Source organism: Prevotella sp. Sow4_E9_plate, assembly GCF_052116205.1.
Classification (GTDB): Bacteria; Bacteroidota; Bacteroidia; order Bacteroidales; family Bacteroidaceae; genus Prevotella.
Genome location: NZ_JBQKLN010000066.1, coordinates 1 through 14,767, shown reverse-complemented (window position 1 = coordinate 14,767; position 14,767 = coordinate 1). Strand labels below are relative to the sequence as shown.

Sequence of the window (14,767 nt, the reverse complement as noted above, 5' to 3'; positions counted from 1 at the left end):
ATGGCAAACGCTTTGGCTGCAGGAATCATCCCTAATGTAATACAGCGAGATGGCGATGATGTTGCTGAAGTAGAGTTTGAATATGTAGAAGCTACCGTAACAGATGATATGTTAAACAGCAAAAAGCCCGAGAATCTCGAAACTTGCCTTAAGGCTGGCAAAATACCGACTGCCTATGCAGGCATCCTTGACTCTCCCCAAATTGGTGTTCGTAAATCCTACGAATGTACGGCATCAAGTAATATAAAGGAAATGTCTGATGAGGAACTCAAACAGCTTGCGCTGCAAGGCTACTTTGTTAGAGATGCTGCTAAGAATTTAGTGTATTGTCCGCAGGGCTCTATATTACGTCAGAAGTCATTAAAGAAGGATGGCCGTATCCGTTATTGCAATAAGTTGGCTTGCAAAAGATGCTCGCATAAGTGTACTAAAGCAGCATTTAAAGAAGCAGACTTCAACAAGGATACTCTCGTGATGAAAGCTCAGAATTACAAGGTAGACTCCAGTAATCATCAGGAAGACCAGGAACCTCCTAAGACTAAGATGAAACGAGAAGTTAAAGAACACAAGATTGTGACATACAAACTTCATTTAGACAAGAAGAAGATGGCGCAAAGAATGTGTCTCTCAGAACATCCTTTTGGAACGATGAAGAGAACCTTAGGGGCGTATTATTTTTTATTGAAAACGAAGGTTAAGGTGGAGGCCGAAATGGCCCTCATCTGCCTCTCCTATAACATGCGTAGAGCCATCTCTATGCTTGGCGTTCCACAATTGATCGCAAAGATGGCATAAGGGGAAGAAGGAGGTCCCCACAACTTAATTTTTAGACCTCCTATCACTTATTTTCGCTCGATTTGAGCACATCAATTATGAATTTTATTAGAAATCGAAATTTTAGAGCTGGTCCCCAGACTAGCTTAGAGGGCTTTATATGCCCTCAAAACAGTGATAAAAAGCAGAAAATCAAGGTTTTCGGACGGTCTGAGGGGGGGGCCTTACCCTATACCCAAGCCCTAAATCCCTACCATAGGGATTAGGGATGTAACCGCCCTCCGGTGCTCAGAACCGCTACGCTATAAGGTTGGCGGGGCATCAAAGCCCTCGCCATGTTTTGCGGGATGGGACCGCATGGGGACAGTTTGCTTGCTTCCATCAAAAGACTCGACAAGTTTACGGGAAGGGACAACTAAATATTTATCTTTTACGCCCTTTCCCAAAAAGCTCAGAATGCGAACCTAAACGAACTAATTCTATTGCGTCATTTTCCTCATCAAACCAAATCAAAAGTGTATCATTCTCTATATGGCATTCCATATAGTTCTTCCAGTTACCTTTCAAAGGATGAGGATTATATTCTTCCGGTATCTGATTGCCTTCTGCCAAAAGCTTAACTATCCCCATAAGCGTTTCTACAAATTCTTTATCATTCTTAAAACGCTTATAATCTTTCTTGAACTGCGAGGTCTTTCGAATTTCTTTCATAAATTCTATTCCTCCATTGATGCCATGAAACTTTCTAAGCTATCTACTCGAACTACTCCCGCATCATGACCACTCTCTGCCTCTTTCATTGCTGCCAAAGTTTCTGCGTTTGGAACATCCTCCAAAGCAGCACTCCTTGAAATAGGGGTGACAGAAACTATTTTAACGCCTCTCATAAGAGAGAGGACATTCTTTAATTGCTCCAACAAAGATGGACTATCTACCTGTAATGTTAACTGTGCCATAACTTCAATATTTAATTCGTAGCAAAGATAAGGTTTTTCTGTGAAACAACCAAATTTTTAAAGGAGTTTTTGCTTCAAGTCCAATTCCCACGCAGATTTTATTCCCAAAGGTATGTGATAGCGAGCTGCACTCGGCAATTTGAAAGCCAGCTTTCATTGCGCTCATTGGCATCGCTTTTTCCCATTAAAAAAGGAGTTTTTTCGAATCCCTCCGTCTCCCTTTAGCCAAAGGGAGCTCCACATCCTAACTAAGCCAAAATAGGCTTTACGACCCTTTCGGTTCCCCTCACAGGGGACAGAAACCCTTCTCAGAAAGGAAGGATGTAACCGCCCTCTGTGCTGTTTTTCTAAAATCATCCCGTCCTTCTTTACCATTAAAGAAGGCTCCACCTCTCATCTCGGTCTTCTCCCCTCAGGGAAGAAGAGGAAAACCGCCCTCCGGTGCTCAGAACCGCTACGCTATAAGGTTGGCGGACCATCAAAGGTCTTCGCCAAATTGTGCGGGATGGGACCGCATGGCTATAACTTGCTGTTACCTTGCTGTTACCTTTCTAAAGCTGGTCTATTACTGGCACCTTATGAAGCAGTACATAACGCTGCAATAATTGACGCCAAACCAAAAGGCGGGTTCCCTTCCATATCTCAACGGCTGCTGATACAAGAATGTTGAATGTTGAATGTTGAATGCTGAATGCTTTGGCAACTGCTTTTGCCATTGCATCTATATCATTCGTATAGTCGATGTCTGTTTCTATCGAAAATCCACCTATCCCATTAACCTTTTCAAATCTATATTCGCTTTGTGTGAGCAAATAAAGTAAACGGGGATATTTCTTCGACTCTAAATCTCTGAGGAATGCTTCTTGCTCCTGGCTGCTTTGGGATGCATAATAATCATAGAATCCTCCCCATGAACAAATAGCCTTTACCTTTCCACCATCTGTATTCACCAGGGCAAAATGAGCGTAATACTCATAGTCCTCATCGAAGAACGTGGTATTTTTGTCAGTCTCTACCCTCCCCTTATCCAGGAAGACATCCCGAAGATTACAGCGGAGAATAAGCTCCGTGATTCCTTGATGATGCAACACCGTATAATCATGTCCTTCCGGGATGATTGCTCCAGAAGTAGGTGTAAGAAATGGACGTAATGGGGCATCAGGAATCAGGTCTTTCAACCACTTTTCCAGGGTGATTTCACCTGCCTTCAAGTAATTGGAAAGAACACGGAAGTTATTTCGCATTCTTTTGTCTATCTGATCCAAAACCTTTTGCTGCTGGGCAACCGTGCTCTTTTCTTTCTTGTTTTCGTATGCCAAATCCGACATACTCTTATTGCGATAGACAGGCAATCTCTTTTGATAATCCAAGAAAAGAGTGCGCAATGTTTGATATGCATTCTCGGAAGGCTGTTTTGCCTGAAGATAGCCAACCATCTGGTCGATGGCACGCCACACGCCCACAGCCTCTGCTTTCGGTCCTTTTGTTGCCTCATGCTCTACCTGCATATCGTATTGACGAACGTTGGAAAAACTGAGACAGAGATTATTACCAAATCGCACAAAAAGATGGCGGTCTTTCTTGCCCTTGTTCTTGATTTGCTTGACCACGCCAACCCAACCAGCCAAAGGTCCACTGAATATGCGGACAGTATCATTCTCCTGAATGAGGTCATCATATCGCTTATCTACTATACTCAGTCCCTCTATGCCATCTGCCACTTTATCACTGAAATAAATAAAATGCTCCATGTCTTCATCTGGAATAGTGGCAGTTTTGACAATGTCATCCGTGGATAAGTTCTTGACATCCTTACAAAGAAGATGTGCACTTGAGACTAGCTTTTCTTTCTGCAGTTCGCCTGTTTCCAGACTACGGATGAAATCTTCATAGACGAAATACCCCCAAGGTGTCAGTATTTTCTTCAAAACCTTGATGCTGTCTGCCTTGATAAACAGCAAACCATATATCAACGGGCGAAAACGGAAGCGTTCTTCTCCCTGGGCATTGACATACTTCGTTCGGCATTTGGGCAGATAGACAAACTTCACTATGCCTGGATATGTTTTTTCAAGAAACTCTTTCGTTTTTTGTTCTTGAAATTTGTCTGTATTGACTATAAACCACATAATTTGAGTGAAGAGTGATGAGTGAAGAGTGATGAATGAAGAGCGAAGAATGAAGAGCGAAGAATGAAGAGCGAAGAAGGAAGAATGAAGAGTAGGTGAATGTTATCTTTAGTTGGCTGCAGAATATACCTCGGTTTCTCCTGAAAAGATTTCTCTCCCCGGATTATTAAGGTTGTGATATGTATCACAGCATTGAAAAATCAATAGACTAACTTCCACTAATCTTCAATACTTTTATGTCTTTCAGCCTTCTGCATACATGATGCAGGTAAGCCCGTGTTTAGCAAATTGTGTATCATACGCTTCGCTTATATGAAAGCCACACTTATATTATTATCTTCGTTCTTAAGAATCTCTACATAAGAGATATAGAATCTCCTTGCAAAAATACGAAAAATGATGGAAACTAGCAAATTATGCGTGTTAAAAAATTAATATCGTTCTACGAAAATCAACATTTTTTCACTATTCTTTTCATATACGATCTCTTAAGTCGTTGATAGATAAAAAGTTTTCTGAATTTCTGTATTTCTCATGTAGAGATTCAGAAAAATTGGTTCATTTTGGTTCATTTTACGAAATCCCTTTATCCTTTTTTTGTGGCTCATAAAAATAATAGGGACACCTCTGTCTCTTTCAAAGAAACAAAGATGCCCCTATTTATTAAGGTATCAGAGTCAGCAGCTCATATACCTTTTTATTTTTTCTCTATCGCATCAAAGATGATATCTGCCATCTTCGCTGCTCCCTTTGCATTCGGATGAATACCATCATTCAGCATCATATCACCATAGGTATATGAAGTATGGAGATCGATGAACTGACACTTGTTCTTCTTGGCGAGTTTCTTGATGATTGGCATTTCGCCATTCACAATCACGCTATCGCAGATAGTCCAAGTATCCTTAAAGGCAGGAATCGGTGAACAGAGATAGATTTTCGGCTTACTAGGCAATGCCTTCAAGGTATCAATCATCGCCTGCATGCTCTGGCGAAATTCATCTGCTCCGTGCGCCCAATTATGAGTCTTGCTATCGTTGGTTCCCAACTTGACTATCACAATGTTAGGATTGAAAGCCTTCGCATCTCTCCATGCCAGTTCGTTCATGTAAGGCAAGTCACCCTTATTCATCATGGTACGGGCAGAAACACCAAAGTTCTTCACCTGATAGCCATCACCCAACTTCTTCTGCAAAACGGCAGGATATCCCTTGACAGGTGCCATTCCTATTCCAAAGCCATCGGTGATGGAATTACCGATACAAGCCACACGGACCGCATCCTCCTTTGGACCCTGGAAATGATTCAGCCAGGAAGTAAGGTCGTTCAACATCTGCTCGTGATAAGGGAAACCGTGAGCTGCATCACGGAAGCCCCAGCCATGACCGCAGGTAGGATAGACATGCATCGTACATTCATTACCCTCATTCCGCATGGCAGAATAATAAGCCACACCATTGGTAACCGGCGGAACCACCTCATCATCACTCGACATCAGGATGATGGCACGGGGAGTAAGATGGCGGCGAACAGCCTTATCGTTAGACCATTCCTTCACCAGCTGAGGATTGGTCTTGCGCTCATCGCCCAGGAAATTGACGCAGGAACCCTTATGGGTGATGCGCTCATCCATGGAAATGACCGGATAGAAGAGAATGGAGAAATCAGGACGGGCATCATATTCAGCATGCGTGCTGACAGAAGAAGCCAGATGACCACCAGCCGAGAAGCCCATGATTCCCACATCCTCCTTATTGATATGCCAGACAGCAGCACTGTCACGAACCGTGCGCATAGCCTGATAGGCATCACTCAAAGGAATGTTACGGTCGCCCTTAGGCATACGATACTTCAACACAAAGAAAGCAATACCCTGCCTGTTGAAATATTCCGCCCACTGATGACCCTCATGATCCATTGCCAGATGGGAATAGCCACCACCTGGACAATCAACCACAGCACGGCCTGTAGGATTCTGAGGTAAATAACAAGTCAGCTCGCTCTGACCGTCAGCACTGTTTTTCAGTACGAATTTGCGGGCTGTAGATTGTGCCAATGCAGACAAAGCGCATAGCATCAGCACAGAAGAAATAACCATTTTTTTCATTGTCTTATCTTATTAGTTTCTTAAATCTCCGGCAAAGATACGCATTTTTTTGTTAATACTATGTTATATTTTCAACAATTTTCGGTTATTTTGTCCAAATCTCTTTGTCGTTTGTCGCTTTTTTATTATATTTGCAGCTATAATTTAAATATTGGCATTATTATGAAACAATTTTTCAAAAATGTAGCAGCCACCATCGTTGGTATCTTCGGATTCAGTATCATCATGGCGATACTCGGATTCATCTGCCTCATTGGTATGGTAGCAGCAAGCAGCAGCAAACCTTCACTGAAAGACAATTCGGTGATGGTGCTCAAGTTGCAGGGGCAGATCAGCGACAGAGTTGAGGACAACTGGCTGGGTGAACTGACAGGAGACAAGTTCAACAACCTTGGCATGAACAACATTCTCTCTGCCATCAAGAAGGCAAAGAATGAAGACAAGGTGAAGGGAATCTATCTGGAAACCGGTGTACTGACTTCTGACTATGCGACACTTCAGGAAATTCGTGATGCACTGGCTGACTTCAAGAAGAGCGGCAAGTGGATTATCGCATACGGTGACCAATATACTCAAGGAGGCTATTACCTGGCATCTGTTGCCAACAAGGTCTACATCAACCCGGAAGGTATGGTAGACTGGCATGGTATTGCCTCACAGACACAATATATAAAAGATGTGGCAGCTAAGTTTGGCGTTCATTTCAATATCGTAAAGGTGGGCAAGTACAAGAGCTTCACAGAAATGTATACCGAGGACAAGATGAGCGATGCCAACCGCGAGCAGGTTACCCGATACGTAACCGGACTCTGGCAGAAGGTGCTTACCGACGTCAGCAAGAGCCGCGGCATCAACAAGGATTCGCTGAACCATTATGCTGACGGACTGATGGTATTTGAAGACAGCAAGCTCCTGAAGACCCGCAAGATGGTAGACGGATTCTGCTATTACGATGAAATCAGGGATGTGGTCAAGAAGCAGCTCGGACTGAAAGCTGACGACAAGATCAAGCAAGTATCAATGGCTGACGTGAATGCTGCCATTGACGACAGCAATATCCTTGCCGACCAGATTGCCGTATATTACTGTTCCGGAAGCATTGTCAGCACAGCTACTCCTAGCCTCTACGGGAATGAAGAGCAGATTGTCAGCACCACGGTCATCAAAGACTTGCAGGCCCTGGGTGATGACGAGAGCATCAAGGCTGTTGTACTCCGCATCAATTCGGGCGGTGGCGACGCCTACGCTTCAGAGCAGATCTGGCGTGCCGTCAGTGAGTTGAACAAGAAGAAGCCTGTGGTGGTTTCCATGGGAGGAATGGCAGCATCAGGTGCATACTATATGAGTATGGGAGCCAGATATGTCATGGCACAGCCTACTACCCTGACCGGCAGTATCGGCATCTTCGGTGCCCTGCCAGACTTCAGCGAGCTGATGACCAAGAAGTTGGGATTCAAGTATGACGAGGTGAAGACCAACAAGAACAGCGGCTATGGAGCCGCAGGAAGCAGCCGTCCATGGACAGCCGACGAGATAGCCAGCATGCAAGGATACGTGAACCGCGGTTATGCCCTCTTCCGTAAGCGTGTAGCTGACGGCAGAAAGATGAGCGTGAACCAGGTAGAGAATATCGCACAGGGAAGAGTATGGTTGGGAACAGACGCCAAGAACATCAAGCTGATAGACGGTTTCGGCAGTCTGGACGATGCTGTAGCCAAGGCAGCCCAACTGGCAAAGATTTCAGACTATGGTACTACCGAGTATCCTATGGCAGCCGACTGGCTCACCCAGCTGATGGGCGAACTGTCGGGCAATGGCGGCAGCTATCTCGACGAACAGCTGCAGTTGACATTAGGCGACCTGTACAAACCATTCATGCTGATTCGCAGCATCAAGGAGAAGGAGCCTGTGCAGGCAGCCATGCCATTCGTGCTCAATATACATTAATATATAATAAGGTGTAAAAAACAAAGGAGAGAGACATGAGAACAGAAGGTGATCTTATCAAGGTCAATGATTGGTTATTACCACTGAGTTGGATATACGGTTCCATCGTGAGATTCCGCAACTGGCTCTTCGACATCGGACTGAAGAAGAGCAGAGCATTCTCGATACCGGTTATCTCTGTGGGAAATATTACCGTGGGTGGTTCGGGAAAGACTCCCCATGTGGAATATCTTATCCGATTGCTTCACGACAAAGTGAAAACTGCCGTACTCTCCCGTGGCTACAAACGAAAGAGTCACGGCTATGTGCTAGCCGATGAAAATACCGAGATGACAGAGATTGGCGATGAACCCTTCCAGATGCACCAGAAATTCAAGGACATCTATGTTGCAGTAGATGCCAAAAGAGTAAGAGGTATTGACCATCTGCAGAACGACGGGGAAACCAAGGACGTGGATGTGGTATTGCTGGACGATGCCTTCCAGCACCGCTATGTCAAGCCAGGCATCAACATCCTGCTGGTAGATTATCACCGTCTCATCATCTATGACAAGATGATGCCGGCAGGAAGGCTCCGCGAACCGCTGAGCGGAAAGAACCGTGCCGACATCGTGATCATCACCAAATGTCCGAAGGACCTGAAGCCGATGGAGTTCAGAGTGCTGACCAAGGCGATGAACCTCTACCCTTTCCAGAAGCTCTACTTCACCTGCATTGACTATGATACCCCAAAGGGCGTATTCAACAGCAAGGAACTGAAGCCAAAGGAAATCAAGAGCGATGAAGAGGAAGAAGTGAAAGACCCTGCCCTGACGGGAATGACCGACTATCATGTGCTGCTCTTGACGGGTATTGCATCGCCCAAACAGATGGAACACGACATCAAGCCAATGGCAAAGGGAGTACAGACCCTCTCCTTCGGTGACCACCATCAGTTTAAGAGCAAGGATATCGACCGCATCAACAGCACCTTCGAAGCCATGCCGGAACCCCGTATCATCATCACGACAGAAAAAGACGCCGTGAGACTGAGAGATACAGAGGGACTCTACGAAACTGTAAAAGAAAGCATGTATGAACTGCCTATCAAGGTAAGCTTCATGCTGGAGCAACAAGATAATTTTAACGAAAAAATCATTAGCTATGTACGAAAAAATTCAAGAAACAGCATCCTGGCTAAAAGAAAGGATGACAACAAGTCCGAAAACGGCAATCATTCTGGGAACCGGTCTAGGACAATTAGCTTCAGAAATAACTGATAGTTATGAATTTCCATACAGCGAGATACCCAACTTCCCGGTTTCTACCGTAGAAGGCCATGCCGGCAAACTCATCTTCGGTAAGCTGGGCGGCAAGGACATCATGGCAATGGAAGGCAGATTCCATTACTATGAAGGATATAACATGAAGGAGGTTACCTTCCCTGAGCGCGTGATGCACGAACTGGGCATCGAGACCCTCTTCGTCAGCAATGCATCTGGAGGTATGAATCCTGAATTCGAAATCGGTGACCTGATGATTATCAACGACCATATCAACTTCTTCCCAGAGCATCCGCTGCGGGGCAAGAACTTCCCTACCGGTCCCCGATTCCCAGACATGCACGAGGCTTACGACAAGCAGTTGCGTGATTTGGCTGACGAGATTGCCAAGGAGAAAGACATCAACATCAAGCATGGTGTATATGTAGGTGTTCAGGGTCCTACCTTCGAGACTCCTGCAGAGTATCGCATGTATCGCGTCTTAGGCGGTGACGCAGTAGGTATGAGTACCGTTCCGGAGGTTATCGTGGCTCGCCATAGCGGCATTAAGGTGTTCGGCATCAGTATCATCACCGACCTCGGTGGCTTCGACGTTCCTGTAGAGGTGAGCCATGAGGAGGTACAGGTTGCAGCCAATGCTGCCCAGCCAAAGATGACTGAGATCATGCGAGAAATGATTCGCAGAAGCTAACTGTCAATTATAAATTATAAATTATTAATTATTAATTATCTTGGATATAGCAAAGTTGGGTGAATTTGGTCTCATCGACCATCTCACCAAAGGATATGAAAACAAAAACGCTTCTACCGTCTACGGTGTAGGCGATGACTGTGCCGTGATGCACTATCCCGACAAGGAAGTGCTCATTACTACAGACATGCTGATGGAGGGAGTACATTTCGACCTCACCTATATCGACATGCAGCACCTGGGTTACAAGAGTGCGATGGTGAACATCAGTGACATCTTCGCCATGAACGGAACCCCTAGACAGATGGTAGTAAGCATCGCATTGAGCAAGCGTTTCAAGGTTGAAGACCTGGATGATTTCTACAAAGGTCTGCGCATGGCTTGCGACAAATGGGGCATTGACATCGTGGGTGGAGATACCACCTCTTCGCTTACAGGTCTTGCCATCAGCATTACCTGCATCGGTGAGGCCAACAAGGAAGACATCGTTTACCGCAGTGGTGCGAAGGAGACCGACCTCATCTGCGTTTCGGGCGACTTAGGTGCAGCCTATATGGGACTTCAGCTGCTGGAGCGGGAAAAAGCTGTATACTACGGACAGGTGGAAGACATCCGCAAGAAGATGGCAGAAGCCAAGGCAAAGGGAGACGACCAGAAGTTGGCTGCCCTCAACCGAGACCTGGCAGAGATGCGCAACTTCCAGCCCGACTTTGCCGGCAAGGAATACTTACTGCAAAGACAGCTTCAACCGGAAGGACGTGGCGACATCATTGCCCAACTGAGAGAAGCAGGAATCCGTCCTACGGCCATGATGGACATCAGCGACGGACTGAGCAGTGAACTGATGCATATCTGCGAACAGAGTCATTGCGGATGCAGAGTGTACGAGAAGAACATCCCTATCGACTACCAGACAGCCGTACAGGCAGAGGAATTCAACATGAACCTCACCACCTGTGCCATGAACGGTGGCGAAGACTATGAACTTCTCTTCACAGTACCTATTGGTGACCATGCCAAAATCGAGGAGATGGAAGGCGTGAAGCAGATAGGCTACATCACCAAGGAGAGCCTGGGCAAATTCCTCATCACACGAGATGGTCAGGAATTCGAGCTCAAAGCTCAGGGTTGGAATCCTTTGAAAGACTAGATTTAGTTAATAAACATTAAGCAAGAGAAAATATTTCGTTTTCTCTTGCTCAATTTAAATTTTTATTGTACCTTTGCAACCGCAAAAGAAATGGTGCCATAGCTCAGTTGGTAGAGCAAAGGACTGAAAATCCTTGTGTCCCCGGTTCGATTCCTGGTGGTACCACTCCTCCTTTCATTTAGGCGGTTTCTAACTTCGGTTGGAGCCGCCTTTTTCGCATAAAGGAACTAACGAAACAGATATTATAAACAATACTTAAAGACTTATGAAGAAGATTTTGATTTCTTTATTGGCAATCTTCGGAATGGCAGCTACGGTATCTGCCATCGAAGCCAAAGACTACAGCAAGTATTATCAAAACTTGCCAGTACAAATGCAACAGCCTACTCTTCCTTCTATTCCTGACAACCACGTAAGTATTCTGGAATGTGGCGGCAATGGAGACGGACAGGCGATGAACACCCAAGCCTTTGCCAAGGCTATCAGCAAACTGAGCAAAATGGGCGGTGGTCATCTGAACGTGCCTGCAGGTATCTATCTCACAGGACTCATCTCTCTGAAAGACAACATCGACCTGCATCTGGAGAAGAATGCCATCATCGTATTCTCTGAAGACAAGAACGACCTCATCAAGATAGACGAAGAAACCGGAAAGAAAGAGAACCGCGCCACACCTGCCATCAATGCCAGCAAGCGCAAGAACATTTCCATCACCGGAGAAGGAACCATCGACGGAAACGGTGAATGGTGGAGACCGGTGAAGAGAAGCAAGGTGAGCGATGTGGAATGGAACCAGTTCAAGCAGATGGGTGGTACCCTCAACGAGAAAGGCGACATCTGGTATCCGCTCCATCTGAAACATACTCCAAATGTTGTTGACAACATTGATGACCAGGAAAAGGTACGCAACCACATGATCCGATTCACCAGTTGCGAAAACGTGCTGGTCCAGGGCGTCACGCTCCTGAACAGTCCCCGCTTCCACCTCATCCCTACCCGATGCAAGAACGTGATTATCGACGGTATTACCGTAAAATGTCCATGGAATGCACAGAATGGTGATGCCATCGACATCTCAAGCTGCAAGGACGTACTCATCGTCAACAACATGGTAGATGCAGGTGATGACGGTATCTGCATGAAGGGTGGCGCAGGTGCTGCCGGTGTTGCAGCCGGCCCTTGTGAAAACATCAACATCCAGGACAACACCGTTTATCATGCCCATGGCGGTTTTGTCATCGGCAGTGAGTTCAGTGGCGGCATGAAGAACATCGTAGTACGCAACAACACCTTCCAGGGAACCGACACCGGCCTGCGTTTCAAGAGTTCCGTGAAGAGGGGCGGTACATCAGAGAACATCTTCATCGACCATATCTATATGACCGATATTACAGGAGATGCCATCACCTTCGAGACCACCTACTGGGACAACCACGTGGGAGCAAAGAAGCAGGCAGCCCCAGTAAAACAGGAGTACCTGCCAAACTTCCAGGACATCCACATGAGCGACATCTATGTGCGTGGCTGCAAGAACGGTATCGTTGCCCACGGAGCAGAAGGTATGGTTCACGACATCACCGTCAAGAACGCATACATCTTCTACAACAACCAGGCACAGGACATAGACGATGCCTGCAAGATCAAGCTCGACAACGTACACTTTGCAACTTTCGCAAAGTAAAGCAAACGACTACTTCACTACGGTAAGTATCTGATTGCAGACCGTGAAGTGAATATCCATACCCTCATAAGGCATTCCATATACCTTATGAGGGTCTTTTTGATAATGCGGACGAGGATCTTGCGCCAGTACCTCTTTCAGAATCCCGACCTTTTCTTCCGTCATTCCCTGAGACAGCAGAAAGTTTTTTACCGTATCAGATATTTCAACCTGCAACTTATCCCACCTGCGTTCATCAACAAACCCGCTTCGGGCATCCGGATGACAATCGGCATATACCACATAAGGCTTGATATCATATATCGGAGTCATGTCCATGAGGTCGGCCCCTTTTACATGAATAACAGGTCCTTTACTGGTCTCCCACTCAATTCCCGAAATTCTGACAGACGACAATCCTATATTATTGGGACGAAAGGGACTGCGGGTAGCAAAGACTCCCACCTTCTCATTGCCCCCCAATACCGGAGGACGAACCACCGGACTATTGGCTTTGTGCTTATTGGCAGAAAATTCCCAAATCAGCCAAAGGTAGTCGAAACCCTCCATGCCACGAAGGGCATCAGGATTGCGATACTCCGGTTCAAAAACTATCTGACCTTCGAGTTCAGCCACCAGTCCAGCCTGCTTAGGAATACCAAACTTACTGCTGAACGGTGAGCGAAAATGTGCTATCGGTTTTATCTCCATATCTTCTCATTATTATACATTATAATAATAAGTACGAAAAAAGGAGATATTTATTTTGCAGTATGCATAAAAAAATGTACCTTTGCAATCAGAATAAATAACAGAAACAATGAAAATACAAAGACCAACGTATGAAATCTGGTTGCAGAAACCAGGAGAGCTCGGCGTCTATCAACAGATAGAACGCGCAGGAAGAGTTTGCTACAAAAGTGAGAACAACACAACCGATGATTCGGCAAAGCCTTTTGTCGGTCGCATGATAGAGAGTGAACATTATGCCATGCTGGAACATGGCACCATCTATCTTGTGTGCAACCACGGGGAGCTTCCTCTTTATCTCAACAACAAGTTCTCCCGCTGCAACACCATAGATGGCAAGGACTACATCACCACCAACCTGAGAGTGTTGGCAGAAAACAAGGCGATGGACGACTTGAAATACCTCACCGACTATGAGGAAGGCAAACACGAGTTGCGCATCACGGTTCATTTCACTACCCAGATCAGTATTACCCGTGAATACAACCGTCACCGTGCCAACTCCATGGCAGAGCAGAGCACGAGATACTGCAACTATTCGAAGAACAAATTCGACAACGAAATAACCATCAACCTCCCTACATGGGTAGCGGAAGAAGGTTTCGACGGCTCAGAAGATCCCAGTGACTACCAGTTGTCCGACCTCTGTCTGGACATTGCAGAAAACCGTTCAGCAGAATGGAACAAGCTGACCACATGGATTTTTGCCAATGAAGCAGCCGAGTTTGCCTACATGCAACTGATAAAGGCCGGTTGCAAGCCACAAGAGGCACGTGCCATCTTACCATTGGATTGCAACACCGAGTTGGTTCACACCGCTTTCATCAGTGACTGGAAGCATTTCTTCGACCTTCGTGCCCTAGGCACAACAGGTGCTCCTCACCCAGATGCCAAAGTTCTCGCCTTGCCACTGATGGAGGAATTCAAGAAAAAGGGATATCTGAAATAAAGAACTTCCCCTTATACGAAAATTTGGTTAAAAAATATAAAAAAGCACGGCAATGAAGTAGATTTTCTATTTTTCGTACATAACGAATAGAATAATTTACTATATTTGCAACGTGTTTTTCATAGTATTAGATTTAAGGTTATCAAGGTTGGGGCTACAGCGGTAGCCCTTTTTCGTATCTGAAAGGTAGATACAGTATAGGTTCAGAGGTATCATTTTAAGTTTTTTGATGTTTTTTCTCAAAAAGTTTCCAAAATATTTGGTGGAATCAAAAAAACATTGTACCTTTGCACCCGCTTAAGAAAACCAAGCTATAGTCATCCGACCGAATTTGGAGAGATGGTAGAGTGGTCGATTACAACGGTCTTGAAAACCGTCGTACCGAGAGGTAC

At 45.5% G+C, this 14,767-nt stretch carries 11 protein-coding genes, 1 tRNA gene and 1 pseudogene; 8 read left to right on the top strand and 5 right to left on the bottom strand.

The window, feature by feature from the left end; translation table 11 throughout:
• Positions 1 to 795, top strand: a pseudogene (locus ACTQ53_RS16315) (transposase); the annotation flags it as partial.
• Positions 796 to 1,197: 402 nt separating this feature from the next.
• Here ACTQ53_RS16315 and ACTQ53_RS16310 read toward each other — a convergent pair.
• The 4 genes from ACTQ53_RS16310 to axeA1 all read right to left on the bottom strand — a co-directional run bounded on the left by ACTQ53_RS16310 (position 1,198) and on the right by axeA1 (position 5,966).
• Positions 1,198 to 1,485: a type II toxin-antitoxin system YafQ family toxin gene (locus ACTQ53_RS16310; protein WP_441934266.1), complete on the bottom strand. Its 288-nt coding sequence runs from the start codon at positions 1,483 to 1,485 to the stop codon at positions 1,198 to 1,200.
• 5 nt (positions 1,486 to 1,490) lie between these two features.
• Positions 1,491 to 1,730, bottom strand: coding sequence for a hypothetical protein (locus tag ACTQ53_RS16305; protein WP_441934264.1), 240 nt, complete (start codon positions 1,728 to 1,730; stop codon positions 1,491 to 1,493).
• Between the two features lie 551 nt (positions 1,731 to 2,281).
• Positions 2,282 to 3,781 carry a hypothetical protein gene (locus ACTQ53_RS16300; RefSeq protein ID WP_441934262.1) on the bottom strand — a complete coding sequence of 500 codons (1,500 nt, stop codon included), beginning with the start codon at positions 3,779 to 3,781 and terminating at the stop codon, positions 2,282 to 2,284.
• A 775-nt stretch (positions 3,782 to 4,556) separates the two neighbouring features.
• On the bottom strand, positions 4,557 to 5,966 hold the full coding sequence (gene axeA1 / locus ACTQ53_RS16295) for an acetylxylan esterase AxeA1 (RefSeq protein WP_441934260.1): 1,410 nt from the start codon (positions 5,964 to 5,966) through the stop codon (positions 4,557 to 4,559).
• Positions 5,967 to 6,128: 162 nt separating this feature from the next.
• On the opposite strand from axeA1, the gene sppA reads away from it, so the two are divergent.
• The 6 genes from sppA (at position 6,129) to ACTQ53_RS16265 (ending at position 12,697) form a co-directional block, all read left to right on the top strand.
• Positions 6,129 to 7,913 carry a signal peptide peptidase SppA gene (sppA, locus tag ACTQ53_RS16290; RefSeq protein ID WP_441934258.1) on the top strand — a complete coding sequence of 595 codons (1,785 nt, stop codon included), beginning with the start codon at positions 6,129 to 6,131 and terminating at the stop codon, positions 7,911 to 7,913.
• Positions 7,914 to 7,948: 35 nt separating this feature from the next.
• Positions 7,949 to 9,172: a tetraacyldisaccharide 4'-kinase gene (lpxK, locus tag ACTQ53_RS16285; protein ID WP_441934256.1), complete on the top strand. Its 1,224-nt coding sequence runs from the start codon at positions 7,949 to 7,951 to the stop codon at positions 9,170 to 9,172.
• The gene (locus tag ACTQ53_RS16280; protein ID WP_441934254.1) at positions 9,057 to 9,866 is read left to right on the top strand and encodes a purine-nucleoside phosphorylase; all 810 of its coding nucleotides are present in this window, start codon (positions 9,057 to 9,059) and stop codon (positions 9,864 to 9,866) included. Before lpxK ends, ACTQ53_RS16280 begins: the two co-directional genes overlap by 116 nt.
• A 40-nt stretch (positions 9,867 to 9,906) precedes the next feature.
• Positions 9,907 to 11,016: a thiamine-phosphate kinase gene (gene thiL / locus ACTQ53_RS16275; protein WP_153122689.1), complete on the top strand. Its 1,110-nt coding sequence runs from the start codon at positions 9,907 to 9,909 to the stop codon at positions 11,014 to 11,016.
• Between the two features lie 92 nt (positions 11,017 to 11,108).
• Positions 11,109 to 11,181 (top strand) — tRNA-Phe (locus tag ACTQ53_RS16270).
• A 100-nt stretch (positions 11,182 to 11,281) separates the two neighbouring features.
• A complete protein-coding gene (locus tag ACTQ53_RS16265; RefSeq protein ID WP_441934251.1) occupies positions 11,282 to 12,697 on the top strand; it encodes a glycoside hydrolase family 28 protein in 1,416 nt (471 codons plus the stop codon).
• Between the two features lie 9 nt (positions 12,698 to 12,706).
• Here the strand turns inward: ACTQ53_RS16265 and tsaA are convergent, their stop codons facing one another.
• Positions 12,707 to 13,387 carry a tRNA (N6-threonylcarbamoyladenosine(37)-N6)-methyltransferase TrmO gene (gene tsaA / locus ACTQ53_RS16260; protein ID WP_441934249.1) on the bottom strand — a complete coding sequence of 227 codons (681 nt, stop codon included), beginning with the start codon at positions 13,385 to 13,387 and terminating at the stop codon, positions 12,707 to 12,709.
• 109 nt (positions 13,388 to 13,496) lie between these two features.
• Here tsaA and ACTQ53_RS16255 point away from each other — a divergent pair, with 109 nt between their 5' ends.
• Positions 13,497 to 14,375, top strand: coding sequence for an FAD-dependent thymidylate synthase (locus tag ACTQ53_RS16255; RefSeq protein WP_441934247.1), 879 nt, complete (start codon positions 13,497 to 13,499; stop codon positions 14,373 to 14,375).
• The last annotated feature ends 392 nt before the right edge of the window (positions 14,376 to 14,767 follow it).